The organism is Phaeobacter sp. JH20_26 (genome assembly GCF_048056275.1).
GTDB classification, from domain to species: domain Bacteria; phylum Pseudomonadota; class Alphaproteobacteria; order Rhodobacterales; family Rhodobacteraceae; genus Phaeobacter; species Phaeobacter bryozoorum.
Map to the genome: position 1 here is coordinate 1083066 of NZ_JAYMWL010000013.1, position 24298 is coordinate 1107363.

23 protein-coding genes and 2 tRNA genes are annotated in these 24298 nt (G+C 62.7%); 12 read left to right on the forward strand and 13 right to left on the reverse strand.

Annotation, left to right across the window (positions count from 1 at the left end; translation table 11 throughout):
* Positions 1-186 precede the first annotated feature (186 nt).
* Complete coding sequence (locus VWY60_RS11005) at positions 187-1617, reverse strand: Glu/Leu/Phe/Val family dehydrogenase (RefSeq protein WP_340544963.1); 1431 nt, start codon at positions 1615-1617, stop codon at positions 187-189.
* Between the two features lie 359 nt (positions 1618-1976).
* On the opposite strand from VWY60_RS11005, the gene VWY60_RS11010 reads away from it, so the two are divergent.
* From VWY60_RS11010 to VWY60_RS11020, 3 genes are read left to right on the forward strand one after another with little or no spacing between them, the layout of a single operon-like run.
* On the forward strand, positions 1977-3659 hold the full coding sequence (locus tag VWY60_RS11010) for a pilus assembly protein TadG-related protein (RefSeq protein ID WP_340544962.1): 1683 nt from the start codon (positions 1977-1979) through the stop codon (positions 3657-3659).
* A complete protein-coding gene (locus VWY60_RS11015) occupies positions 3656-4216 on the forward strand; it encodes a TadE/TadG family type IV pilus assembly protein (RefSeq protein WP_416540471.1) in 561 nt (186 codons plus the stop codon). The genes VWY60_RS11010 and VWY60_RS11015 overlap by 4 nt, the downstream gene beginning before the upstream one ends.
* Before the next feature lie 3 nt (positions 4217-4219).
* On the forward strand, positions 4220-4819 hold the full coding sequence (locus VWY60_RS11020; RefSeq protein WP_416540472.1) for a TadE/TadG family type IV pilus assembly protein: 600 nt from the start codon (positions 4220-4222) through the stop codon (positions 4817-4819).
* 90 nt (positions 4820-4909) lie between these two features.
* On the opposite strand, the gene VWY60_RS11025 is transcribed toward VWY60_RS11020, so the two are convergent.
* On the reverse strand, positions 4910-5425 hold the full coding sequence (locus VWY60_RS11025; protein WP_340544958.1) for a hypothetical protein: 516 nt from the start codon (positions 5423-5425) through the stop codon (positions 4910-4912).
* 236 nt (positions 5426-5661) lie between these two features.
* Between VWY60_RS11025 and VWY60_RS11030 the strand changes: the two genes are divergently transcribed.
* Complete coding sequence (locus VWY60_RS11030) at positions 5662-6573, forward strand: pirin family protein (protein WP_340544957.1); 912 nt, start codon at positions 5662-5664, stop codon at positions 6571-6573.
* Positions 6574-6635: 62 nt separating this feature from the next.
* Here the strand turns inward: VWY60_RS11030 and VWY60_RS11035 are convergent, their stop codons facing one another.
* The gene (locus VWY60_RS11035; RefSeq protein WP_340544955.1) at positions 6636-7253 is read right to left on the reverse strand and encodes a TetR/AcrR family transcriptional regulator; all 618 of its coding nucleotides are present in this window, start codon (positions 7251-7253) and stop codon (positions 6636-6638) included.
* A 97-nt stretch (positions 7254-7350) separates the two neighbouring features.
* Here VWY60_RS11035 and VWY60_RS11040 point away from each other — a divergent pair, with 97 nt between their 5' ends.
* The 6 genes from VWY60_RS11040 (at position 7351) to VWY60_RS11065 (ending at position 12739) form a co-directional block, all read left to right on the forward strand.
* Positions 7351-7680: a hypothetical protein gene (locus tag VWY60_RS11040; RefSeq protein WP_416540473.1), complete on the forward strand. Its 330-nt coding sequence runs from the start codon at positions 7351-7353 to the stop codon at positions 7678-7680.
* Between the two features lie 213 nt (positions 7681-7893).
* Positions 7894-9180 (forward strand): homoserine dehydrogenase, encoded by a 1287-nt coding sequence (locus VWY60_RS11045; protein WP_416540474.1) that lies wholly within the window; start codon positions 7894-7896, stop codon positions 9178-9180.
* A gap of 133 nt (positions 9181-9313) precedes the next feature.
* Positions 9314-10297, forward strand: coding sequence for a class II fructose-bisphosphatase (glpX, locus tag VWY60_RS11050; protein WP_416540475.1), 984 nt, complete (start codon positions 9314-9316; stop codon positions 10295-10297).
* 143 nt (positions 10298-10440) lie between these two features.
* Complete coding sequence (recJ, locus tag VWY60_RS11055) at positions 10441-12183, forward strand: single-stranded-DNA-specific exonuclease RecJ (protein WP_416540476.1); 1743 nt, start codon at positions 10441-10443, stop codon at positions 12181-12183.
* A gap of 134 nt (positions 12184-12317) precedes the next feature.
* Positions 12318-12392, forward strand: a tRNA-Glu gene (locus VWY60_RS11060).
* Between the two features lie 272 nt (positions 12393-12664).
* Positions 12665-12739 (forward strand) — tRNA-Glu (locus VWY60_RS11065).
* Between the two features lie 292 nt (positions 12740-13031).
* Here the strand turns inward: VWY60_RS11065 and VWY60_RS11070 are convergent.
* The 6 genes from VWY60_RS11070 to VWY60_RS11095 all read right to left on the reverse strand — a co-directional run bounded on the left by VWY60_RS11070 (position 13032) and on the right by VWY60_RS11095 (position 19638).
* Positions 13032-14042 (reverse strand): diguanylate cyclase domain-containing protein, encoded by a 1011-nt coding sequence (locus VWY60_RS11070; RefSeq protein WP_340546291.1) that lies wholly within the window; start codon positions 14040-14042, stop codon positions 13032-13034.
* A complete protein-coding gene (locus VWY60_RS11075) occupies positions 14042-14629 on the reverse strand; it encodes a heme NO-binding domain-containing protein (RefSeq protein ID WP_416540477.1) in 588 nt (195 codons plus the stop codon). The genes VWY60_RS11070 and VWY60_RS11075 overlap by 1 nt, the downstream gene beginning before the upstream one ends.
* Positions 14630-14723: 94 nt before the next feature.
* Positions 14724-16511 (reverse strand): DUF4153 domain-containing protein, encoded by a 1788-nt coding sequence (locus tag VWY60_RS11080; protein WP_416540478.1) that lies wholly within the window; start codon positions 16509-16511, stop codon positions 14724-14726.
* A 93-nt stretch (positions 16512-16604) separates the two neighbouring features.
* Positions 16605-18164, reverse strand: a complete 1560-nt coding sequence (locus tag VWY60_RS11085; RefSeq protein WP_416540479.1) for a trimethylamine methyltransferase family protein — start codon at positions 18162-18164, stop codon at positions 16605-16607.
* 202 nt (positions 18165-18366) lie between these two features.
* A complete protein-coding gene (locus VWY60_RS11090) occupies positions 18367-19056 on the reverse strand; it encodes an HAD family hydrolase (protein WP_416539306.1) in 690 nt (229 codons plus the stop codon).
* A 297-nt stretch (positions 19057-19353) separates the two neighbouring features.
* On the reverse strand, positions 19354-19638 hold the full coding sequence (locus VWY60_RS11095) for a DUF3572 domain-containing protein (protein ID WP_340544939.1): 285 nt from the start codon (positions 19636-19638) through the stop codon (positions 19354-19356).
* Positions 19639-19753: 115 nt separating this feature from the next.
* On the opposite strand from VWY60_RS11095, the gene VWY60_RS11100 reads away from it, so the two are divergent.
* Positions 19754-21184, forward strand: a complete 1431-nt coding sequence (locus tag VWY60_RS11100; RefSeq protein WP_416540480.1) for a diguanylate cyclase domain-containing protein — start codon at positions 19754-19756, stop codon at positions 21182-21184.
* Between the two features lie 318 nt (positions 21185-21502).
* Here VWY60_RS11100 and VWY60_RS11105 read toward each other — a convergent pair whose 3' ends face one another.
* From VWY60_RS11105 to VWY60_RS11120, 4 genes are all read right to left on the reverse strand, one after another.
* Positions 21503-21982: a periplasmic heavy metal sensor gene (locus VWY60_RS11105; RefSeq protein WP_416540481.1), complete on the reverse strand. Its 480-nt coding sequence runs from the start codon at positions 21980-21982 to the stop codon at positions 21503-21505.
* Complete coding sequence (locus VWY60_RS11110; RefSeq protein ID WP_416540482.1) at positions 21979-22455, reverse strand: hypothetical protein; 477 nt, start codon at positions 22453-22455, stop codon at positions 21979-21981. The genes VWY60_RS11105 and VWY60_RS11110 overlap by 4 nt, the downstream gene beginning before the upstream one ends.
* Positions 22448-23071 carry an RNA polymerase sigma factor gene (locus tag VWY60_RS11115; RefSeq protein ID WP_416540483.1) on the reverse strand — a complete coding sequence of 208 codons (624 nt, stop codon included), beginning with the start codon at positions 23069-23071 and terminating at the stop codon, positions 22448-22450. Before VWY60_RS11115 ends, VWY60_RS11110 begins: the two co-directional genes overlap by 8 nt.
* Before the next feature lie 64 nt (positions 23072-23135).
* Positions 23136-23639 (reverse strand): EF-hand domain-containing protein, encoded by a 504-nt coding sequence (locus tag VWY60_RS11120; protein WP_416540484.1) that lies wholly within the window; start codon positions 23637-23639, stop codon positions 23136-23138.
* A gap of 235 nt (positions 23640-23874) precedes the next feature.
* On the opposite strand from VWY60_RS11120, the gene VWY60_RS11125 reads away from it, so the two are divergent.
* A complete protein-coding gene (locus VWY60_RS11125) occupies positions 23875-24291 on the forward strand; it encodes a DUF983 domain-containing protein (RefSeq protein WP_416540485.1) in 417 nt (138 codons plus the stop codon).
* Positions 24292-24298 lie beyond the last annotated feature (7 nt).

The following is a 24298-nucleotide window of genomic DNA, read 5'->3' on the forward strand; positions in this document are numbered from 1 at the left end:
GCAGCGCTACTGCTTTATCGGGGTTTCCGAAGGGCATCGGCGGCATTCCAACGCGTCGCAGCGGACATCCAAAACGCAAGAAACCCCGCCAAGCTGGCGAGGTTTCCTGTAGGTCGGGCGCAAAACCGCGTCAGCGCTCGGTGTGTTTGCGGGGACCCGATCCGGTTCGGGTCCTTCGCGTGACGATCAAAGCCCCTTGGCGCGGTAGCTCTTGGCGACCTTGTCGATGGACACCAGATAAGCGGCGGTGCGCAGATCGGTGACATCGTCGCGGCCATGCCAGACCTCGCGCATGGACTGATAAGCCGTGCGCATGGTGTCATCGAGCCCCGACCGCACCAGCTCCAGCTCATCGGCGCCCCGCAGGTAGCGTTCCTTGAACTTTGGATCCAGCGTCCAGGTCTTGCCCAGGCTTTCCGACAGCGCTTCCAGCTCATCCACGACCAGCTGATGGCGTGCCTCTTCCTGGCGGCGCTGCATCCGGCCAAAACGGATATGGCTGAGGTTCTTCACCCACTCGAAGTAGGAAACCGTCACACCACCCGCGTTGGCATACATGTCGGGAATGATCACCACGCCCTTCTTGCGCAGGATCTCGTCAGCGCCTGCAGTGATTGGACCGTTGGCCGCCTCGATGATCAGGTTCGCTTTCACGTTTGCCGCGTTGGAGAGGTTGATCACCCCTTCCAGCGCCGCCGGAATCAGGATGTCACAGGCCTCCTCCAGCAGAACCGCGCCGTTTTCGACGTAGCGGGCATCCGGGTAACCGGTGACGCCGCCATGGTTGGCAATCCAATGGGACACCGCTTCGATGTCCAGACCGTTTTCATCGACCAGACCGCCATCGCGTTCGATCACTGCGGTGATTTTGGCACCGTCTTCGGACATCAGGAACTTTGCCGCGTGGTAGCCCACGTTGCCCAGACCCTGAACAATGACCCGCTTGCCGTCCAGCTTCCCTTCGAGACCGGCCGCAGCCACGTCCTCGGGGTTGCGGAAAAACTCGCGCAGAGCGTATTGCACGCCACGGCCGGTGGCCTCCACACGGCCGGCAATCCCGCCGGCATTCAGCGGCTTGCCGGTAACACAGGCCTTGGCGTTGATGTCGGTGGTGTTCATCCTCGCATATTGGTCGGCGATCCAGGCCATCTCGCGTTCGCCGGTGCCCATATCAGGGGCCGGAACGTTCTGCGACGGGTTGATCAGGTCGCGCTTGGCCAGCTCATAGGCAAAACGGCGGGTGATGAGTTCAAGCTCATGTTCTTCATACTGGCGCGGATCAATGCAGAGCCCGCCCTTCGAGCCGCCAAACGGCGCTTCGACCAGCGCACATTTATAGGTCATCAGCGCCGCCAACGCCTCAACCTCATCCTGGTTCACGCCCATCGAATAGCGGATACCGCCTTTGACGGGTTCCATATGTTCGGAATGAACCGAGCGATAGCCGGTGAAGGTCTGGATGCCTCCACGCAGGCGAACGCCAAAACGCACCGTATAGGTCGCGTTGCAAACCCTGATTTTCTCTTCCAGGCCTGGTGGCAGGTCCATCAGGGCAACTGCCCTGTTGAACATCAGGTCCACACTCTGGCGAAAACTGGGTTCTGTTGCACTGCTCATCAGGCTGTACTCCGTGCTTCTGCGTCGACTCAGTGAGATAGTGTTCGGACACTATGACTCTTGGATTAAGAAGGTGCGACCTTTTTGACCATTCCCATGCAAAAAGATTTATTTTTAGGCAATTTGAAAACAGTGGGCATTTGACTGAGTCGCCTCTTGCTCGCAGCTACCGTCGATTTGTTCGCAGCGCCCGAACAACCGGCGCGCCGAGACCTCATTGGGCCTGGAATTGACGACAATTCGCGCGATTTGGTCCGGTATACGCCCCAATTCCGCCACCTTCATAAAGCATTAATAAGTGTGAAATTCCATTTCTGATGGCGCTGTGCCGGGGGGTTAAGCGGCTGGGGGTTCGACTTATGACTACGCGTTTTGACAAGATATCCATCGCGGCCCGCAAGGCCTGCCTGACCGCCTGTGTCCGTGGCGATGCGCGGCTGCGGGCGTTCCGCGCGGATGAATCGGGCGTGCTGCTGAAACCCATGGTGGGATTTCTGCTGTCGATGCTGGCCGTCGGCGGGATCGGCGTCGATCTGATGCGCATGGAGCGCGACCGGACCATCCTGCAATATACGCTCGACCGTGCGGTTCTGGCAGCAGCTGACCTCGATCAGCCACTGCCGCCTGCAGTGGTTGTTCAGGATTATCTCAACAAGGCCGGGCTGAACAAATATTACACCCCACCGGTGGCCGAAACCGGGATCGGTTTCAAAAAGGTGCAGAGCACCATCGACACCACATTTGAAACCCATATGCTGAAATTCTCCAGCGGTCAGGACATGCCTCTCTACGCGACCTCGCGCGCAGAAGAGAGCATTGACGGGCTGGAGATTTCACTGGTGCTGGATGTCTCCGGCTCGATGAACTCCAACAGCCGCCTGACCAACCTCAAGGTTGCAGCCAAAGACTTCATCGACACGATGGTCGCCAATACCATCGACAACAAGATGTCGATCTCGATCATCCCCTACGCCACTCAGGTCAGCCTCCCGGCGGATTTGATGGACCAATACACAACGACCGATGAACACGAATACTCCAACTGTGTGAATTTCACCGGCGCCCATTTCCAGAGCACCGCCCTGTCGACCGGGATCGAGCTGCAGCGCACAATGCACTTCAGCCCATGGTCCAGCGGTGATTACCGTCGCAGCTCGGACCTCGTCGCAAGCCCCGTCTGCGAAGATCGCGCAGACCGCGAGACGCTGCCGCTCCAGAAAGATGCAAACACACTGAAAACCTTCATCGACAACCTCTACGCAAGAGGCAATACGTCGATTGACGTCGGTATGAAATGGGGGACCGCCCTGCTCGATCCCTCCGCCCGCCCGGCCATCAGCGCGCTGGCCTCGGGGGGCGCTTCTATGGTTCCGGCAACCTTTGCCAACCGGCCTGCGAATTTCAACGACAGTGAAACCGTCAAGGTCATCGTCCTGATGACCGACGGTCAGAACACCGCGCAGTATTATGTGGAGCAGGATCACCGCGAGGGGCCATCCGACGTCTGGTACAATTCTGCGGCGACCGGATCCAATCCGCGCTATTCGCTCTATGACCCGCAGCGCGACAAATACTGGTGGGATCGCCTCAACCGCTGGGAAGACCACGCCTATGGTCAGGGCAGCTACCGCAAATGCGACAGCTATAGCTGCTGGTGGCAGGACGAACAGGGCGAGCCTGCCAATGTGCAACGGCTGAGCTACGCGGATCTCTTTGCCGACACGTCGCTGAAGTATCTCTATTCCAACCTCTATGGCGACTGGATGGGGCAGTCCTCGGCGCGCAGCGTCTGGTACTACGGTGTCTATGACTACTGGAACACCAGCGTCAAAAACGCCCGCACCAGCGCCATCTGCACCGCTGCCAAGAACCAGGGCATCGTGGTCTATACCATCGGCTTTGAAGCGCCCAGCGGCGGCACTGCGGTGCTGAAGGACTGTGCCAGCTCGGATGCCCATCACTTTGACGTCAACGGGCTGGAGATCAACGACGCTTTTGCCTCGATCGCCACGTCGATCCGCCAGCTGAGGCTGACCCAATGACCTGTCACCTCCCGCATAAGGGCCTCCATCGGCTGCGCCGGGCGCTGCGCCTGTTTCGCGATCGCGAAGACGGCAATGCCACGGTTGAATTTGCCATCGTGATCCCGGCCTTTCTGTTCCTGCTGATGAATACGGTGGAACTGGGCATGATCACCATCCAGCAGTCGATGCTGGAGCGGGCGCTGGATCAGACCGTGCGCGGCCTGCGCCTGTCGACCGGCGTGCCCAAACAGCACAATGAAATCCGCGATGAGGTCTGTAGCCGGTCCGGGTTTATCCGCGACTGCGGCACATCGCTCAGGCTGGAAATGGTCCAGGTCGACCCCTACGCCTGGATGCCCGTCGATCCCGAGCCCGATTGCATCAACCGGGTCGAGGACGTGCAGCCGGTCCGAACCTTCGTGACAGGGGCGTCAAACGAGCTGATGTTCATCCGCGCCTGCATGGCGTTCAAACCGGTCTTTCCCCACTGGGGCCTTGCCGATGACATGGACAATGACGCCGACGGCCGGATCCGCCTCTATGCGACCTCCGCCTTTGTTCAGGAGCCTCGGTAAGCCATGTTGACCAATATCCGCGCCCTGTTTCGCCGCTACAGGCGAGAGACCGACGGTTCCGTCTCGGTGGAATTCGCCTTTTACATGCCACTGCTGCTCGGTGTCTTTGCGGCGATCTACACCTATTTCGATGCTTTCCGGCAGGAAGGTGTGAACCTCAAGGCCGCCTATACGATCTCGGACCTCATCTCGCGGGAGACCTCCACGCTCAACGAGGACTATATCGACAGTATGCACGAGCTGGCCAAGCTGCTGATCCGCGTGGATTCGTCGATCTCCCTGCGGATTTCGGTGATCCGCTGGGACGAGACGGACAACCGCTACTACGTTGACTGGTCCAAGGTGCGCGGCGGACAGTTCGCCGAATGGCAGGACGCCACGATCCAGCAGGTAAAAGCCAACCTGCCAAACATGCCCGATCAGGAGCGGGTCATTCTGGTGGAAACCCGCAACGACATCGATCCTGCGTTCAACATCGGCCTGCCAGCCATGGACATCGAGAACTTCGTCTTCACCCGACCCCGCTTTGCACCACAGGTAAAATTCGAAGGTCAGGATGGCAGCGGCGGCGGCCATGACGACAGCACACCGTCAACAGACTGACACCCTACGGACCACCCAAGAGTGGATCGAACAACAAAGGCGCCTCCGGTAACGGTGGCGCCTTACTATGTTCGTCGAACAAATTCGGTCTCAGACCTGTGGTTGTCCCGCCTCACGCCGTGCAATCATGATGGCGAGGATCTCGGCCATGGATTTGCTCTGCGCCCCCGGCGTCACACCCCCAATGCCAATGCGATGTCCCAACCGCCACCAAAGCCCGGGCCGCCAGCTGCGGTCGCCCTTTGAGGCGGTGCGGATCAGAAACCCGTTTGACGGCTTGAACGCAAATACGCCGCGGTCCACCGCGACGACATCTGCGACCTCGGCGATCACGGCCCCGTCAGAGCTGCGCAGCACCTGTTCTGTCAGCTCGATCCGCAACGCTGTCGCCTGCCACAGACGCATCGCCAGCCACAGGCAGAAACCGCCGATGGCCAGCAGGAACACCAGCCAATGCGCGGCAGGCGGCGTGGCCAGTGCAACATAGATCACCAGCGCCCCCACCACGACCAGCATCACTGTCGCCAGCAGCCGTCGCGGTGCCGAGGCATTGACGGTTGCCAAAATCTCATCGCTCATCTCGCCCGATCCAGTCATCTCGCCCATCACCTGCTCCCTCAGCCTGTTCGTCGCACCCCGCCTGCATCACGGGGTTGGTCCGGGCGGATGTACCCTGATTGCGTCTGACCGCATAGCCCCCCTGTTGTCGCGGCACCGCTGCACCAGGGGCCGTACCGACTGCGGCTGTGCGCTCCCGCACATCAGCCGTTAACCGGAAGGGCTTTTCGACACACTCGCACAGGCCTATTTATGACGGAGCAATCAGCAACCGGAGACCCGCTATGTCGATCCGCCCTATCCTAGAGACCCGCCCCGCCACTCCGGCGCTGGAGGGCGCAGGCGTCAAACTGCATCGCGCTTTCGGCTTCCACGACCCCAGTGAACTGGACCCGTTCCTGCTGTTTGACGACTTCCGCAATGACCACCCTGCGGATTTCGAAGCGGGGTTTCCCTGGCATCCGCACCGCGGGATCGAGACCATCACCTATGTTCTGGACGGCACCGTTCAGCACGGCGACTCACTCGGCAACAACGGTGTCCTGGGCGCAGGTGACGTGCAGTGGATGACCGCAGGGTCAGGCATCCTGCATCAGGAAATGCCAAAGGGCAACGCAAAGGGTCAGATGCACGGCTTCCAGCTCTGGGGCAATCTTCCCGCCAGCCAGAAGATGACGGCGCCGCGCTATCAGGACATCACCGCCAAGGACATTCCCGAGGTCATCGACGATGACGGCACCCGCGTAAAGGTCATCGTGGGCGAATTCTGGGGCAAGCGCGGCCCGGTGGACGGAATTGCCGCCGACCCGCAGTATCTGGATGTCTCGGTGCCTCCCGGCGTGAAAAAGACCTTCTCCATCGACACCTATCGACGGGCCTTTGCCTATGTCTTTGCCGGTCAGGGCGCTTTTGTCGATGCCGCCCCGCCACAGGGGGTCCTGCTGGAAAAAGAGGTCGCAGGCGAAGAGCTGCATATCCGCGACATGTCAGGGGATCGCACATTGGTGCGTTTTGGCAGCGGCGAGGAAATTACCGTGCAGGCAGGCCCCGATGGCCTACGCTTCCTGCTGATCTCAGGCGCGCCGATCGAGGAACCCGTGGCCTGGCACGGCCCGATCGTGATGAACACCCAGGAAGAGCTGCGGCAGGCCTTCAGGGATCTGCGCAACGGCAGCTTTATCCGTCCGGCGCATTAGACCTCAAACACCACCGCCCCGGCGGGTGCGACGCAAACAGCGCCGCGCCCGCTGTCGGGCTGTCAGGCGCGCACGGATTTCTGCACCATATCCCAGTAAATCGCCTCGACCTCATCCAGCGACAGACGTCCACCGCTGCGATACCAGGTCATCACACCGTTCAGCATCGCAATCACCGCCAGCGTCGCGATCTTGGTATCGGGGATGTGAAACACCCCCAGCCGCACGCCATCCTTCAAGATGGTCTCCAGCGTATTTTCATATTCGCGGCGCAGGGATTCGATGGCTGCGAAATTGTCCTCTGACAAGTTTCTCAGCTCCATATAGGCGATGAACACCGCATCGGGCCGTTCTAGGTGAAAGCGAATGTGAAACCGGGTAAAGGCCTCAAGCCGCGCCACCACATGGTCCTCGGCACTGCCGGTTGTAACCGCCTGATCGGGGCTGCGCTGATCCTGCCAGGCCTGCAACAGCTCGGTCATGTGACCTTCCATCAGGCTGAACAGCAGGCTCTGCTTGTCTGGTGTATAGTTATAGAGCGCCCCCGCCTGCACCCCGACTTCTGATGCGATCTGGCGCATTGAAACAGCCGCATACCCATGCTGGGCAAACAGCTGCAGGGCGGCGGCACGGATGCGTGGGCCTGTGATATCGGAATGTGAACCTTGGGTACGTGCCATGCCTCAACAATATCTGAACAGATGTTCAGATAAAAGCCCCGCTTGTGCCTTTTCACCAATATGTGCATCAAGGGAACAGCGAACAAGGATGGTTTTGATGCAGTTGACCGCAGAGCCCGAGAACCGGCCGCAGATGCCCGCAACTGATGACGAGCGGGCGGCATGGATCAGCCACGGGACCACCATGCGCCTGACCTTGCTGACCGCGGCCGTGCTGCTCTGCGGCTGCGCGCGGGTGCCGGAGCTGGAAGACCGGCTGACCCCAGACCTGCGCGGTGCCGATTATCCGGCCCTTGTTCCGCTGGAGCAGGCCCTGACCCCCGAGACGCCCCCCGCCGAGGAGAGCAAAGCGCTCGAGCAGACGCTGGAGGCCCGCGCTGCCCGCCTTCAGGCCCGCGCCGATGCGCTGCGCGCTGCCCAGCCCTAAGCGGCACCTGCCTTGGGCGCCGGTCGAGATCCCCCTGCGCGTGGATCCTCCGCGCTGGTCCCAGCCCCTGCTGATCCGTCTCATGCGGCTGCATTGCTGCCGCCAAAACCCGCTCTTCGGAATTGTCCGCCCGGAGCCGCCGCTGCCGTTGCACCGCTGCGCCGAACCCGCTAAGGCGGGGAGACGTCTTTCGGAATTAAAGGATCCCCAGCTATGACAGAGCCGCTTCGCCTTGGTATCGCAGGTTTGGGCACGGTTGGCACCGGCGTGGTCAAGATCGTCCGTCGGCAGGCGGCCATGCTGGAGGCCCGCACCGGACGCCGCATCGAGATCACCGCGGTTTCGGCGCGCGACGCAAGCAAGGATCGCGGCGTCCCGCTCGGCGACTACGCCTGGGAAACCGATCCCGTGGCGCTGGCAACCCGCGACGATGTGGATGTCTTTGTCGAGCTGATGGGCGGCCATGAAGGCGCCGCAAAAGCCGCCACCGAGGCCGCGCTGGCCGCGGGCAAGGATGTGGTCACCGCCAATAAGGCGCTCCTGGCGATCCACGGTCAGGCTTTGGCCGAACAGGCCGAGGCCGCAGGCCGCGTGATCCGTTTCGAGGCCGCTGTGGCCGGCGGCATTCCGGTGATCAAATCCCTGACCGAAGGTCTGGCCGGTAATCAGATCACCCGCGTCATGGGCGTGATGAACGGCACCTGCAACTACATCCTGACCCAGATGGAAGCCACCGGTCAGGGCTACAATGCCCTGTTCGAGGAATGCGGCCGCCTGGGCTATCTTGAGGCCGATCCGAACCTTGATGTGGGCGGCATTGATGCTGGGCACAAGCTTGCGATCCTTTCGGCCATCGCCTTCGGCACCAAGCCCGCCTTCAACGACGTGCAGCTGGAAGGCATCCAGCGCATCAGCCTGGATGATATCCGCCACGCCGCCGACATGGGCTACCGCATCAAGCTTCTCGGCGTTGCACAGCGCACCGGGCGTGGGTTGGAACAGCGCATGACACCCTGTCTGGTGCCGGCGGATTCACCGCTTGGCCAGCTGGAAGGCGGCACCAATATGGTCGTGATCGAAGGTGACGCAGTTGAACAGATCGTTCTGCGCGGCCCCGGCGCCGGCGAGGGCCCAACCGCCAGCGCGGTCCTGGGCGATATCTGCGATCTGGCCCGTGGCACTCGTCTGGCCACCTTTGGTCAGCCTGCCACCTCGCTGGAGGATGCCCCCGCCGCCCGCACCAGCCTGGCCGCACCGCATTACCTGCGCCTGGCGCTGCTGGACAAACCCGGCGCGCTGGCCAAGGTGGCGGCGGCCCTCGGCAATGCCGGCATCTCGATCGACCGGATGCGCCAATACGGCCATACCGAACCGACCGCTCCTGTGCTGATCGTCACCCACAAATGCACCTCCAGCACCCTGCAGACCGCGCTGGAAGACCTCGCCAAGACCGATGTGGTGGCAAGCGAACCCGTTGCCCTGCGGATTGAAGAGGTCTGACAGGCCCAAACGCAGAAAAACAACGGTAGCGGCGCCGATTGCAGCGCGCCGTTACCGCCAACTGCCCTTGCCCGCGCTGCCAGATGCAGGGTATGCGACGGCACCGACCCGGGATTGAGATAGGACATTGGCTATGACTTCTGACACCAACGACGCCGCATTCAACGACCGCCTGCTGTCGCTCGGCCTGGCCCGTGTGGCCGAACAGGCCGCTCTGGCCTCGGCACCGCTGATCGGTCGCGGCGATGAGAAAGCCGCCGATCAGGCCGCCGTCAACGCCATGCGCGAGCAGCTGAACCTGCTGGACATCGCAGGTGTCGTGGTCATCGGCGAAGGCGAGCGTGACGAGGCGCCGATGCTTTATATCGGCGAGGAAGTCGGCACCGGCAACGGCCCCGGCGTCGATATCGCTCTGGACCCGCTGGAAGGCACCACGCTGACCGCCAAGGACATGCCCAATGCGCTGACCGTCATTGCCATGGGACCGCGCGGCTCCATGCTACACGCACCTGACACCTATATGGACAAGCTGGCTGTCGGCCCAGGCCTGCCCGAGAATGTCGTCTCCCTCGACATGAGCCCGCGTGAACGGGTCGAAGCCCTCGCCAAGGCCAAGAACTGCGCGCCCGGCGACATCACCGTCTGCATTCTGGAACGGCCGCGTCATGAGTCCATGATCGCCGAGGTCCGCGAAACCGGGGCCTCGATCCGCCTGATCACCGATGGCGACGTTGCGGGCGTCATGCATTGCGCCGAAAGCGAGATCACCGGCATCGACATGTATATGGGCCAGGGTGGCGCGCCTGAGGGCGTGCTGGCCGCCGCTGCGCTGAAATGTATGGGCGGGCAGATCTTTGGCCGTCTTCTGTTCCGCAACGACGATGAGAAAGCCCGCGCCGCCAAGGCTGGCATCACCGATCTGGATCGGGTCTACAGCCGTGATGAAATGGTGACCAGCGATGTGATCTTTGCCGCGACCGGCGTCACCGGCGGTTCGCTGCTGCCGTCGATCAAGCGCCAGCCGGGCTGGGTTGAGACCACCACCTTGCTGATGCGATCCAAGACAGGCTCGGTGCGCCGGATGAGCTATCGCACTCCGCTGAGCGCGCATCAGTAAGCTCTGACCGTGCGGCTTGCAGCACCGGTCGGGATTTGAGTATTTGAAGAAAGGTGAAAGGCCGGGTCCGCGCAGATCCGGCCTTTGCCATGGTCAGCCCCGGTATCGGACTAGGGGCGGGCACGCAGGAAAGGGGCGCAGATATGAGCTTTCTGGGAGTTGAGACCTCGCTCACCGGTCGTCGCTGGATCGGTCCCGACGTGGACACCGCCCGCGCCGCCGAAATGATGGAACAGCAGACCACCCTGCCCCCGGCCGTCTGTCAGGTGCTGGCCCGACGCGGCGTCCCGGCGCATGAGGCCAGCGGCTTTCTGACCCCGCAGCTGAAGGAGCTGCTGCCGGATCCGCGCCGGATGAAAGATATGGAAAAGGCCGCCGCCCGGTTTCTGCAGGCGGTGGAGCGGCGCGAGCGGATTGCGGTCTTTGCCGATTATGATGTGGATGGCGGGTCTTCTGCCGCACTGCTTCTGGTCTGGCTGAACCAGGTCGGCCTGAGCGCCACGCTCTATGTCCCGGACCGCATCGACGAAGGCTATGGCCCCAATGACGAGGCGATGGCCGCCCTGGCGCGAGATCACGATCTGATCGTCTGCGTCGATTGCGGCACGCTGTCTCACGGCCCGATTGCCGCCGCCAAAGGCGCCGATGTGGTGGTTCTGGACCACCATCTGGGCGGTGAAACCCTTCCCGACTGCGTGGCGGTGGTGAACCCCAACCGTCAGGATGAGGACGGCGATCTGGGCTATTTCTGCGCCGCGGGTGTGGTGTTCCTGATGCTGGTCGAGCTGCGCCGCCAGATGCGCGACAAGGGACTTGGCACCGGGCCGGACCTGATGGCGCTGCTGGATCTGGTGGCGCTGGCCACCGTTGCGGACGTGGCGCCGCTGATCGAGGCCAACCGGGCGCTGGTCCGTCAGGGGCTGAAGGTGATGGCCGCCCGCCAGCGCCCCGGCCTGGTGGCGCTGGCCGATGTCTCGCGGATGGATTCGGCCCCTTCGACCTATCACCTCGGCTTCCTGCTTGGGCCTCGGGTCAATGCAGGTGGCCGCATCGGCAAGGCCGATCTGGGCGCGCGCCTGCTGGCGACCACGAATCCTGCCGAGGCCGAGGCAATCGCGGCCCGGCTGGATGAGCTGAACACCGAGCGTCGTGATATTGAAAACGCCGTTCGCGCCGCGGCGCTGGAACAGGCGGAGGCGCGCGGACTGGATGCACCGCTGGTCTGGGCCGCAGGCGAGGGCTGGCATCCGGGCGTTGTCGGCATTGTCGCCTCTCGCCTGAAGGAAGCCGCAGGTCGCCCCGCCATTGTCATCGGCCTTGACGGCGACGAGGGCAAGGGGTCGGGCCGCTCTGTCAGCGGCATCGACCTTGGCGCCGCGATCCAGCGGGTCGCAGCCGAAGGGCTGCTGATCAAGGGCGGCGGTCACAAGATGGCCGCTGGTCTGACTGTCGCGCGCGACCAGCTGGAGCCCGCCATGGCACGGCTGAGCGAGCTGCTGGCGAAGCAAGGTGCCGGTGATCTGGGGCCCAGCGACCTGAAGCTCGACGGAATGCTGATGCCGGGCGCCGCCACGGTATCGCTGATCGAACAGATTGAACAGGCGGGCCCCTTCGGCGCGGGCGCGCCGGCCCCGCGCTACGGGTTCCCCGATCTGCAGGTACGCTTTGCCAAACGGGTTGGTGAAAGCCATCTGAAACTCTCGCTCAGCGACGGGCTGAGCAGCGGGATTGACGCCATCTGCTTTGGTGCCTTTGACACCCCATTGGGACAGCGCCTGCTGGACCACGGCGGCGCGCGGTTCCATTTTGCCGGGCGCCTTGAAATCAACACCTGGGGCGGCCGACAGTCGGTGCAGCTGCGACTGGAGGATGCGGCAGAGGCCTGACCGCGCGCCGCCAGCAGAGCCAGGGAGAGCACAACAATCTCCAGCTTTTGGCGGGGACAAAATAAATCGCGATGCCGGTGTTTTTTGGCTTGCGGCTTCCGGCCTGAGCCACTAAACACCCGCTCACACCAAGTGGCCCGTTCGTCTATCGGTTAGGACGCCAGGTTTTCAACCTGGAAAGAGGGGTTCGATTCCCCTACGGGCTGCCACTTTTCCTCCCCTTGCATATCCCTGCTGATCGTGACGCCCCTGTTGCCTTTTGCGCGTCTGCGTGGCCTGCCTGCGGGTCTCCCGCCGTCATGTTCCCTTGCAACACCGGCAAACGGCCCGTTCGAATAAATCCGAAAAGCTCTGATTATATTCTGAGGTTTTTCAGAAGCTTGCAGAGATTTTTGCGATTTGGAAAAAAACTGGTCTTCTTGTGAAAATCCCTCTTGCACCGGGGCAGCGTACTCAGTAAACACCCCCTCACAGACCAAGTGGCCCGTTCGTCTATCGGTTAGGACGCCAGGTTTTCAACCTGGAAAGAGGGGTTCGATTCCCCTACGGGCTGCCACTGTATCTCCCCCGATTTTGCTTCGAGATGCCTACGCGCTTGAGACCCGATTGATCCTGTTGGTGGGTTCAAAGGGTATCCGGGTCTCGAATATATCACCCGTTTTCCCCGCAGATGCTGAGCCCCTGCGCAACGGGTGATCTGGCAAATCCATCTGAAAAACTGCCTCCGATGCGCCTCCAGCGACGTCTGCCGACAAGACAGGTCCAACTCGCCGGTCGCGAAATCAGGCCACAGGGAGCATCAGACGCCTGAAGGCCGCGCGCAGGTCGCGCCGCCGCGGAACAGCCGCTTAAATCGGCTTGACGGTGTCTTTGTCTTCCATACCCGGCTGGTAAAAGAAATGGCGCGCGCGCCCGGCGTTTTTCGCCGCATAGAGCGCCACATCGGCCTGATTGAGCAGTGTCGCGGCATCCAGCCCGGCAGAAAACATCGTAGAAAGCGCGGTGCCTGCGCTCGCCGAGATCTTGCAGGTCTTGTCGCCAAAAGGGATCGGCTCTTCAATGCTGGCGATCAGACGGCGCGCGATGCCCGACAATTGGATCCGGTCAATAAGCCCCTCGAAGATCAGAACAAACTCATCCCCGCCGACCCGGGCAACGGTGTCGTTCTGGCGGGTACATTGCACCATAAGCTTTGCCACCCGCTGTAGCACGGTATCGCCGGCGGCGTGACCAAGCGTGTCGTTGACCTCTTTGAAGAAATCCAGATCCACATGCATCAACGAGAAATCCCGGCCCGAGGCAATCAGCCGGTTGAGGATATGATCCATCGCGCGGCGGTTCTTGACCCCGGTCAGTGTATCAGTGAAGGCCTGTTCCTCGGCGGCAATTTTTGCCCCCTGCAGGCGCAGGTTCAGCTGGCGTGACGCCTCCATCGCGGCCGATTTGGCCTCAACCAGATAGAGCATCTCGATGGTCAGATCGGTGGGGGAGAAATCGGCGCTGGTCAGGTCATAATCACGCACGGCCTCAAGCACGGAAATACCAAAAGACAGGTTGATGAACCCACCCTTTCCCTCTGGAAACGGTGCCAGAACCCCCTTCAGGCCGGTCTGCGGCGCATCGCGGAAATTGAGGTGCAGTTTGGCCCCTGCCGTCTTCATCAGATCCTCGGTCGAGCGCACCCGGCGCGGCCGCGCCAGATCAAAGATCCGAAAGAACCTGCTGCCCAGCCATTCCGTATCCGGGCGCAGCTTTCGCAGCGTCGGTCCGACCCCGGTAATCCGACCCTCATGGTTAATGACCACATGCATTGGGCAGATTTCATTGGCGATGGAGGAGATTTCCTGCATGCTCAGCATCATAGCGAATGGGCCCCAAGATCGAAGGCCCGGCCTTCGGCAAATTCGGTTTCGACCAATGTGATCGATATCACCTCGGCATTGTCCTGCGTGCCGGAGTGGTCAAGGAAGACCAGATCGCCGTAGTCATCCGCCATCGCCCGAAGCACGCCCATCAAAACATGGGCATAGCCCGGCAGACCCGGCTGGCAGTGCAGTTCGAATTGCCCCGGTGCCTGTTCGATCAGTTCCAGTCCGGGCAGGTTCAGATCCGATACCGCAAGCCGCGCACGATCCGGCAGATCGTCCAGAGAATGCAGGAATTCCACATAGTTAACCCCGCCAAACCGCAGCAATCTGCGCAGCGACTCCAACTGCGGGTTCGACACCAGAAACGTGCCCATATCCTCAAGCATTTCAGGCAGCGGACGCCTCAGTAGCTCTTCGGCGGTGCGCAGCATGGTCTGGGATTGTTCATCCGTGTAGGTGAGCATGGCTTCGAACTCGCTGAAGCCGAGCTCTGCCGTATCCATAATCGCCTGCCAGCTCTCCGTTCCGAAGGTGGTGCTGACAAACGCCTGGAATGCCCTGTTGATCAGACCGTGCATCACTGGCCCCTTGCTACATGTCTCTACTTTTGGCCCAGCCTGGTTAATAAAGGGCCAACAATTAAAATTGCTACGGTTTTCCCTCAACCGTCGATCAGGGGGTTATCAGAACCTCCAAATCGCCCAATTTCAACGTATTTTGCCGCGCGGGCGAGATTTCGAAACGACCCGCCTGCGCCGCCGCCAGCAGGGCCTCGACCTGCGCTATGGTCTGCTCTGTCCGGGCCGCCTCTCCAAGCAGAACGCTGCCCAGCATCTCGGCCCCATCCGGGCCAAACCGCAGGGCCAGACTCTCAAGCTGGGCACCGTTGCGGCCCTCTCTGAACAACAGCAGCGCCTGATCGTCGGCCGCATCAGCACTCACCCCGAGTGGCCCGCGAACCAGCACGCATCCGGCGGCGCCATCCGGCAACAGCTGTTTGCAGCCCCGGATCCAGCGGACCAGCTGATAACGTCTCAGCCCCCTGAAATCCTCAGGGGTCGGCGCCGCTCCGGCTGGCTGCACCGGCATCACCTCCAGCAGGTCCCGGCGCAGATCATCGGTGACATCCTGCACATCCGCCGCCAGTTCCCAATAGGTCGCGGCACTGCGCGCCTCTTGCAGCCGGGTCGTCAGATCCGTGTTGCCCGAGGCCTCGGCATAGGCCGCCAGCTGCTCCAGCCCGTCGCGCCCGGCCGTCCCCCACCGATGCGCCATCTGCCACAGGGGCAATTCCGCCGCATCGGCCTCGCCCGCCAGCACCCGCGCCACCTGGCTCTTGGCGGCAATGCGCCCGGCATCCACAACCGGTGTCAGGATCAGGGCCAAGGCGGCCCCGGTCACCAGCGCAAGGCCAACAGCCGCCCGGCGCAGCCGACCGGGCCACCCTGACCCGCCAAAGACGGCACAGCCGGCATAGGCCAGCCCATGCAGCAGCAAGACCGCCGCGAACCACAGCGCATAGACCCGATCCGGGGTCCAGCCATATTGCCGCACGCGCATCAGCACCGCCCAGACGGCAAGCCCGGTCACCAGCATCAGCGCACCCGCCAGCAGGCGCGCGGCAGCCCCGTTGACCCCGCTCGGGTGCTGTTGCCAGGTCAGCGCCACGCAGACCAGCATCATCATCACAAGAGCCATCGCCATCAGGGTTCCCGCCGACGACAGCTGGCCAAAGGCGCTGGACAGCCCCTGCACAGGGATAGCGGCCAGGAACAGGCCGACCACCAGCGCCACCGGGATCAACAGCAGGCTGAGCAGCCGGAACAGCAGCTGAGGCGCACCGCTGCCACCCAGATCCTGCACCACCGCCAGCCCCAGCCCAAAGACAGCGCCGCTCAGCATCAGCGCCAGCCAGTCGATCTCGGCGATATCCTCCAGCAGGGTGATGTTCACCAGATCAAGAAGCGCATGGGACAGGAATCCCAGGATCCAGAACACCAGAACAAACCCGGCGCCACAGGACAGCCGGAACAGCATCCCCCAGCTGGCCGACGACAGATCAGCAAAACGCATCCAGCGCCCCGGCTGCGCCATCCGCAACAGAACAAAGGGGCAGGCGATCGCCACCAGCACCACGGCCACCAGGACCAGAACTTGGTTGTCAAAGAGACCTGTTGCGACCTCGTACCGCGTTCCCGCCAGCAGCATCAGACCCGTGATCGGCAGCGCGATCCACAGCGCCCCCCGCAGCGCCCGCGCCAGCGATACCGGGCCAATCATCGCAAGCGCCGCACCGCAAAAGCTGGAGAGAAAGGCAAATACCGCCAGGAACCCGGCCTCCGGCAGGACCGTCTGATCCCAGGACCGCGCCAGCAGCCAGAAGGCAAACCCGCTGCCAGCCCCCAACGCCACCATCGGCAAGCGGGCCCGTAGCAAGGTCGCGGTATCCGGATCAGTCATGGTTGCGATTCTCTCGTTAGACCGTCCTGATTTATACAATCGCATCAATTAATGGCAGAGGTCCGAACAGGCGAAACTTCCCCTCAACCGGGATTAGAAGTCCGTCGGGGCACCTCCCTCGGATTTTCGCCGCGCGACAAACTCCGCCAGCTCCTCGCGCAGAGCGGGATCCAGCGCTGGAGCCTCAAACCGGGCGATGATCTCCTTGAACAGGTTATGGGCGCGCTGCGGGGTCCAGATGGCGCCTGCCGCCTCCCAGGCCTCGTAATTGCGCCAGTCGCTCAGATAGGGCTGGTAAAACGCGGTGCTGTAGCGGTCCTGCGTGTGCTGGATGCCAAAGAAATGGCCGTCGTTCCCGACCTCGCGAATGGCGTCCAACGCGATATCCTCAGGGCCGGTCCCAATGATCTCAGGCTGCATATAGCGCTGTATCTGCTGGAGAATTTCGCAATCCATGATGAATTTCTCGGGGCTGGCGATCAGCCCGCCTTCCAGCCAGCCCGCCGCGTGATAGACCATATTGGTGCCGGACTGCACCGCCGCCCAGAGCGAATTGGAGGTCTCCCACATCGCCTGCCCATCAGGCACATTCGCCGCACAGACACCGGAGGATCGCATCGGCAGCCCATAGTAGCGCGCCATCTGCCCGGTCATCTGGGTCGAGCGCATATATTCCGGCGTGCCAAAGGCCGGGGCGCCGGACTTCATATCCACATTGGAGGTAAAGGTGCCGATCACGCAGGGCGTCCCCGGGCGCACATATTGAAACAGGGCAATGGCCGACAGCGCCTCCGCGATGGATTGCGCAACTGCACCGGCTATGGTCACCGGCGCCATCGCCCCCGCCAGGGTAAAGGGCGTCACGACAATCGCCTGACCACGGCGCGCCAGCCGCAGACAGCCGTCGATCATCGGCTGATCATGTTTCAGCGGCGAGGTGGAGTTGATGTTGGTATACATATGCGGACGGGCCTCGAACTCCTCATGAGTAAGCCCTGCGGCGATGCGCACCATCTCCATCACATCCTCGACCCGCTCCTTGCCCAGCGAATAGGCGTGCATCGCCTTGTCGGTCAGCGTCAGCTTGTCATAAACCACGTCCAGATGCCGCACCGAGGCATGGATATCCACGGGTTCCACCGGATAGCCACCGGCAAAATGAATGCAGTTGAAATACTGGGTCAGCTTCAGCAGGTTCTGGCACTGCTCGCGGGTGCCAGCCACCTTCGCATTGAGCGACATGTCCCAGTAGTTCGGTGGCGAGGAGACATTGCCGAACAGCAGGTGATTGCCGCCCACCGGCAGGCTATGGTTCGGGTTGCGCGGGGTGATGGTGAACTCAGACGGTGCCTTGGCGATCATCTCCATCACGAACTCACGATCCAGATGCACGCGGTCGCCGACCACCTTGCAACCCGCTTCCCTGAAGATCGCAAGCGCCTCATCGTTGAGGAACACGATGCCGATCTCTTCCAGGATCCGCATCGCGCCATCATGGATCGCCGCAACCCCCTCAGGCCCCAGCGGTTCCACCGGGCGGTCGATGTTGCGCGGAATCGACCAGGGCATCTGTTCGATCACCGCATCGCCGCGCCGGGCAGCTGCCCCCGCGCGCCCACCACCGCGCCGTCTGGATCTGGTCTCGGATGTCATGGCGGCCCTCCCCTGCTGTCATCCAGCCGCAGCAGACACATTGAGATGCGCCCGACCGCCGGCTCATGTCTCTCAGCAGGCCCTGTTCACACCGGGCAGGAATGCCTGTTCCCGACAGGTTTTGTCGCTTTTCAGCGCCAAACCGTCTCAGAACACATATTTCTGGGCATATGTGTCCAGTCCGTCAAACCCTGACCGCCGGTCAGCGATCCAGCCAGGCCGGGATATGGCCAATATCCGGCAGGACCACATCGGCGTGCGCTTCCAGCTCTGCGGCCCCGGCAAGGCCGGTCAGAACCGCGATCCGTCGCATCCCCGCCGCCGCACCGGCCTCCAGATCGTGCAGGCTGTCGCCCACCATCGCCGTCCGCTCAGGTGCGATCCCGGTGGCGGCGCAGAAGGCCAGCAGCGGATCGGCATCCGGCTTTGCGCCATGGCCGCTGTCGAACCCCGCCACAAAGGCAAAGCGATCCAGCACACCGACGCGGCTCAGCTGCGATTTGGCCGAGAGTTCCGCATCATTGGTCATCACCCCAAGCACCTTGCCCCGCGCCAGCAGATCATCAAGGAAGGCCGCCAATGGCACCGCCTCTGCAAGCTCTGCCGCCCCGGCGCTTTCAGCCATGTAACGCTCCAGCGCATCCAGATCCATCGTCGACACATATGGCGCCAGAGCCTCGGCAACCTGTCGATTGGTCGAGGCGATCACCAGACTGCTGGGCAGGATCTTTCCCGTCTCCAGGTCAAAATCTATCGCCGCCGCCATCGCCTGCAACCGCTCGGCATCGCCGTCCGACAGCAGCTCCAGCATCCGCCGGGTCCAGCGGTTCCAGGTCTCGGCAAAGTCGAACAGGGTTCCGTCCTTGTCGAACAACAGGGCATCAACGGGCATGGGCTCTCCTAGATCAAAGCTCTGTTTCATCCCGCGCCCTGACATCAGCGCAACGGGTCAGACGCGGAACGGTTGCCCGCAGGCTGCCGGAGACGTCGCCCGAGTCATAGGCGATTGCCACGCCCCACACCAGAGCGCGGCAGCACCGCCCAGATCGCCTGGTTCAGAGAGGTTAATCAAACCGGTTAACACCGCGCCCACCGGCCGCGCACGTCAGCGTCACATTCCCGCCATCACAGCCGTTGCAGACCTGCCGTCCCGGCTGGGAGTCGTGGCTGGGCGTCCCCGCCGCGTGGCTCAGGTCCAATGCACCTGCGAACCGCCGGGCAACGCCATCCGCGCCTGCATCGGTTGATCATAGGCCAGCCCGACACTGTCGCAGAACTGCATGACCCAGGCGTCATCCATGGTCAGAAAATCAAGGACGGATCCCAGAAACTCGGGATTTGCGGCCTGATCGCGCAGATCCGCCTCGCTCGCTCCGGTTGCGCCCAGAAAAACCGGCAGCAACTCATCATTGCCCGCCAGCCAGGCAAGCGCTTTTAAGCCCAAAGTCTCGGCTGCATCGGCGGAAAATAGCATATGGGCACACATTCCTGACACTTCGCTGTCAAATTGATGAAAATACGAAAGGGTTTGTTAACCAGTCTCATTAAAACTTGAGTCAATTCCAATGCAAGGGGCGAAAGGGCACCACGTGCAAGGCACTATCCTCATCATCGACGGGGTTGCGACCAACCGGATCATGCTAAAGGTCCAGCTGTCCGCCGCCTATTACCGGGTGGTTCAGGCCGAAACGGTCGCCGATATTGCCAAGACCGCCAGACGCTGCCGCCCCGACCTGATCCTCAGCGCGATGTCACTGCCCGATGGCGAGGCGATGGATGTGAAACAGGCGCTGGCCGCAGATGACCAGCTTGCCGAAATCCCGATGATCGCCATTGATCGCGACAGCGACGCCGACCGCCGTCTGGCCGCTCTCAGCACCGGCATCGACGACGTGCTCTGCCAGCCGCTCGACGACACCATGCTTCAGGCCCGCATCCGCAGCCTGCTGCGCGCCAGCAGCACCCAGGAAGAGCTGCATCTGCAACAGGGCGGCTCGCATGGCTATGCCCTTCCCCTGTCCAGCCCGCATATCAGCGCCGGTCTGAGCGGCGCCCATGTCGCGCTGGTCACCGAACAGACCGCCACTGCGGTCTACTGGCAGGCGCAGCTCGCGCCGCGGGTTCCCTACCACCTGTGCAACCACCAGTTCAGCGCCGTGCATCCGCTGATGCGCGAACCGGTGCCGGATGCCATCGTGATCGAACTCGGCCGCAATACGCTGGCGCAGGGCCTGCGCCTGCTGGCCGACCTGCGCGCCCGCGCCGCCACCCGGAAATCCGTCGTCATCGCTGTCGTCCACCCCGCCGATCCCGCCATCGCCGCAGAAGCTCTGGACCGGGGCGCTCATGATGTGCTCCAGTCCGGGTTCGATGTCGCCGAACTGGCGCTGCGACTGGATAGCCAGCTGCGCAACAAGGCGCGGATCGACCAGCTGCGCGACAATCTGCGCAACGGGCTGCGCGCCGCCGTCGAAGACCCGATGACCGGCCTCTTCAACCGCCGCTATGCCAAGCCATTTCTGGAGCGCGTCGCGCAGACATCGGCCAAGACCGGCGAGACATTTGCCGTCATGCTGGCCGATCTGGACCACTTCAAGCAGATCAATGATCTCTACGGCCACCCGGTTGGTGACGCCGTGCTGATCGAAGCGGCCAAGCGCCTGCAGACCGCGCTGCGCCCGGTAGACCTGCTCGCCCGCATCGGCGGCGAGGAATTCATGATCGTGATGCCCGCGATCGGCGAGGCCATGGCCGAGGCCGCCGCCAGCGATCTCTGTAACCGGATCAACAGCAAGCCGTTTCACATCGCCGGTGTCGAGACACCGATCTATGTGACCATCAGCATCGGTGCGGTGATCGGCGGGCGATCGACCCCGGCAGATCAGCACAGCCGCACCGCGCTGTCGCCTCAGGATCAGGACAGCGCCGTCAGCGCCCTGATCACCAATGCCGACCGGGCGCTTTACGCGGCCAAACATGCCGGACGCAATCAGGTCTCGCTCGCGGAGCTTGCCGCCTGACGCAGTCCACCACGGCTCCGGGACTTCTTGCGGGGCAAATGGCTCAGAGATATCCGCGCGGACCATGGCGCGGCGCAGGACACAGACCACGACCACCAGACACGGGACAGTGTTATGGGCGCCAGCGGCCACAGACCGGGACAACCCGGCAGGCCACTGGCACAGACGCAGGCAGGACCGGCCGAGCAGCCGAAGGGTCCAGAAACATGAAACGGGGCAGCGATCCTCTCACTGCCCCGTTTGGTATGGCTGCAATTAGACGAGGTGCTATATCCCGATCATTCGCACCTCATGCCTGTTAGCCTGCGCAGAAATGGCTCAATGCGGCCACCGGCGCCGACGCGGATGTTTGATCCGCTGTTCCAGATTGTCGGCATAGGCCGCCCGTTCGAGCGGGCTCATCGCCACCACCTGATCCAGCCAGGCCGCCTGCACCGAGCGCTGGAACCCATGCCGCCGCTCGGCGTGTTCATCCAGCATTCCGCTCAGCGCCTCGGCATCAAAGGGGTCGGCCCGCAGCAGATCCACCACCTTGCGCGCCTCGGCCTGGCGCCGTCCCTGATAGCTGCCGTGCTCGCCTTCTGCCGCTTTGCGCAGGCTGCGGCGGGTCTCGGCCTCCAGATCCCGGAACAATATCGCGCCCACCGGCGGTGGCATCCCGGCAGCGGCCCTGCCGCCCGCAAACCGCCAGGCGGCCCCGCCCACAATGCCGACAATCACCAGGTTCAGCGCCAGAGAGGCAATCAGAAGCCAGCGCATCCAGCGACGCCGCTCAGGTCTGGGGGGTTCGTTGGTCATTCCATCTCCTCGCTCAGCACCATCGCCAGATCGTAACTGTCATCCGGCAACGCATCCTCACTCATCTCCAGCCCGGCAAGGCTCACCGGGTCGGGCAGGAACGACGGCGGCGCCAGCCCGATCCACAGCCCCGCCGAGCCCGCCACGCTAAGGCCTCCTAGGGCAGGCCATCCGCCCAGCCCGGCCAACAGATCCCGCAGCCCGGCAAAAATCCGGTCGCGCATATCAGCGGGCTCAGCCGCCAGATCCCCCACAGGCACGCTGCGCTGCAGGATCGCCGCCTGCGTCGCCTGTGCATCGCTCAGGATCGCGCGCTCCAATGCCGGGGGCAGCGCCATCGGTGCGGCGGTTCGCGCCTCGGCAAACAGATCGTCCAGCGCCAGCTCCGCAGCTTCCAGCGCCGCCGGATCCAGCTCATGCAGCGCATCATCGCCCATATCCGCGGGCGCAGTTTTTCCAGTTTTATCAACCATCACTATACCCCAGTTCAGCCCGCCGCCCGGCAAGAAGAGCCGCCAGCGCCCGCTTGCCCCGCGCGGTCAGACTTTCGACCGCCTCGACGCTGATGTCCATGATCCCGGCAATTTCCGGGTTCGGCAGATCCTCAATGTGGCGCAGCACCACCGCCTGCCGCTGACGCTCCGGCAGCTGCATCAAAGCCGCCTGCAAAGCATCCTGCCGCGCGCCATCCTGCATCTTCTCTGCGGCGGATTTCGACGGATCGGGCGGATCGGGTATCGCATCCAGATCCACATGCCCCCCGCGCAGGCGGCGCTTGTGATCGATACAGAGGTTCATCACCACACGGTAGAGCCAGGTCGACAGCCGCGCCCGTCCGGGTTCCCAATGTTCCGCCTGTCGCCACAGACGCACCATTGCCTCCTGGGCGATATCCTCGGCCTCGGCCCGGTTGCCCAGAACTCGCATCGCGACCCCTAAGGCCCGAGGCGCCAGCCGCGAGGTCAGCAAACCGGCCGCATCGCGGTCGCCCGCCGCAAATCGGATCAGTAAGGCGCCATCGGGATCATCCAACACAGGACCATCCACAGCGCCCGCATCAGCCGCCGCCTTGACGTCAGGCGGTGACATCAGCGGGCCCTCATCACGGGCCCGCTGCAGGGTATCGGCAGAATTATGCACCTCTCGTATCGGATCAGTTCTGTTCCGTCCCGCTGTCCTGCGCCCCGGCGCGTGGTCGGTGACCAGCGCCATGGCGGTCACGGAGCTTTGCCCGGGCAGCTTCGAATTCATCCTTGCTGATTGCACCATCGTCATTGGCATCGGCGCGGTCAAACATCTTTCCGATCCGGCGCGGTTTCGGCAACTCATCCAGGCTCAGCGCGCCATCCTTGTTGGCGTCCATCCGCTCCAGCATCGCTGCGGCACGGGTCTTGGCACGGGCCTCGGCAGCCTTTTCCATCTCCGCCAGCGTCAGCTTGCCATCGCCATCCGCATCCGCAGCAGCAAAGCGCGCCTCGCGCAGACCTTCCATCTCGCTCTTGGTGACCTGACCATCACCATTGGTGTCCATCTCCTCAAAGCTCATCCGTGGACCATGCCCGCCCTTGCCCGCAAACCCCGGTTTGGCGATCGCACCGGTGGCCCCGATCAGAGCTCCGACAGCAACAACAGCGGCAATAAAATTGGTATGCTTCATATCTGCGCGTCCTCTTGCAGCAGGCAGCCCCATGCTGCCGATCACAGAAACAAAACGCAGCCCCATCCGGGTTCCGTCGCAAAAACTTCAAAACCGTCGCAGAAAGTTTCAACCGTCCATTGCACTGAAGCACTTGGCAGCGCAGTCTTGCGGCATGCCGACGCACTGTGGCGCACTGCCTCTTTAAACTTATGGGAGAAACGCTCAGATAAGCGAACAAAAGATAGGATTTGTCATGACCGAGTCATCTGTGGCCCTTTCGGCCGATATTCAATCGAACGATCAGGAAGACCGCCCCACCATGCCCGCCGTTCTGCGCGGCTGGCGGTGCAAATGCCCCAACTGCGGCGAAGGCAAGCTGCTGCACTCCTATCTGAAGGTGAACGACAGCTGCTCCAACTGCGGGCTTGATCTCACCCATGCGCGCGCCGATGACGGCCCGGCCTATCTGACCATTCTGCTAGTCGGCCACATCATGGCCCCGCTGCTGCATGTGGTCTATTTCACCTGGCGGCCCGAGCCGATGGTCACCTTCACGGTGTTCTCGCTGGGCTGTTTGCTGTCCTCGCTGTTCCTCCTGCCACGGATGAAAGGCATCGTGATCGCCTATCAATGGGCACGCCGGATGCACGGCTTCGGCAAGAACAGCTGATCCCGAA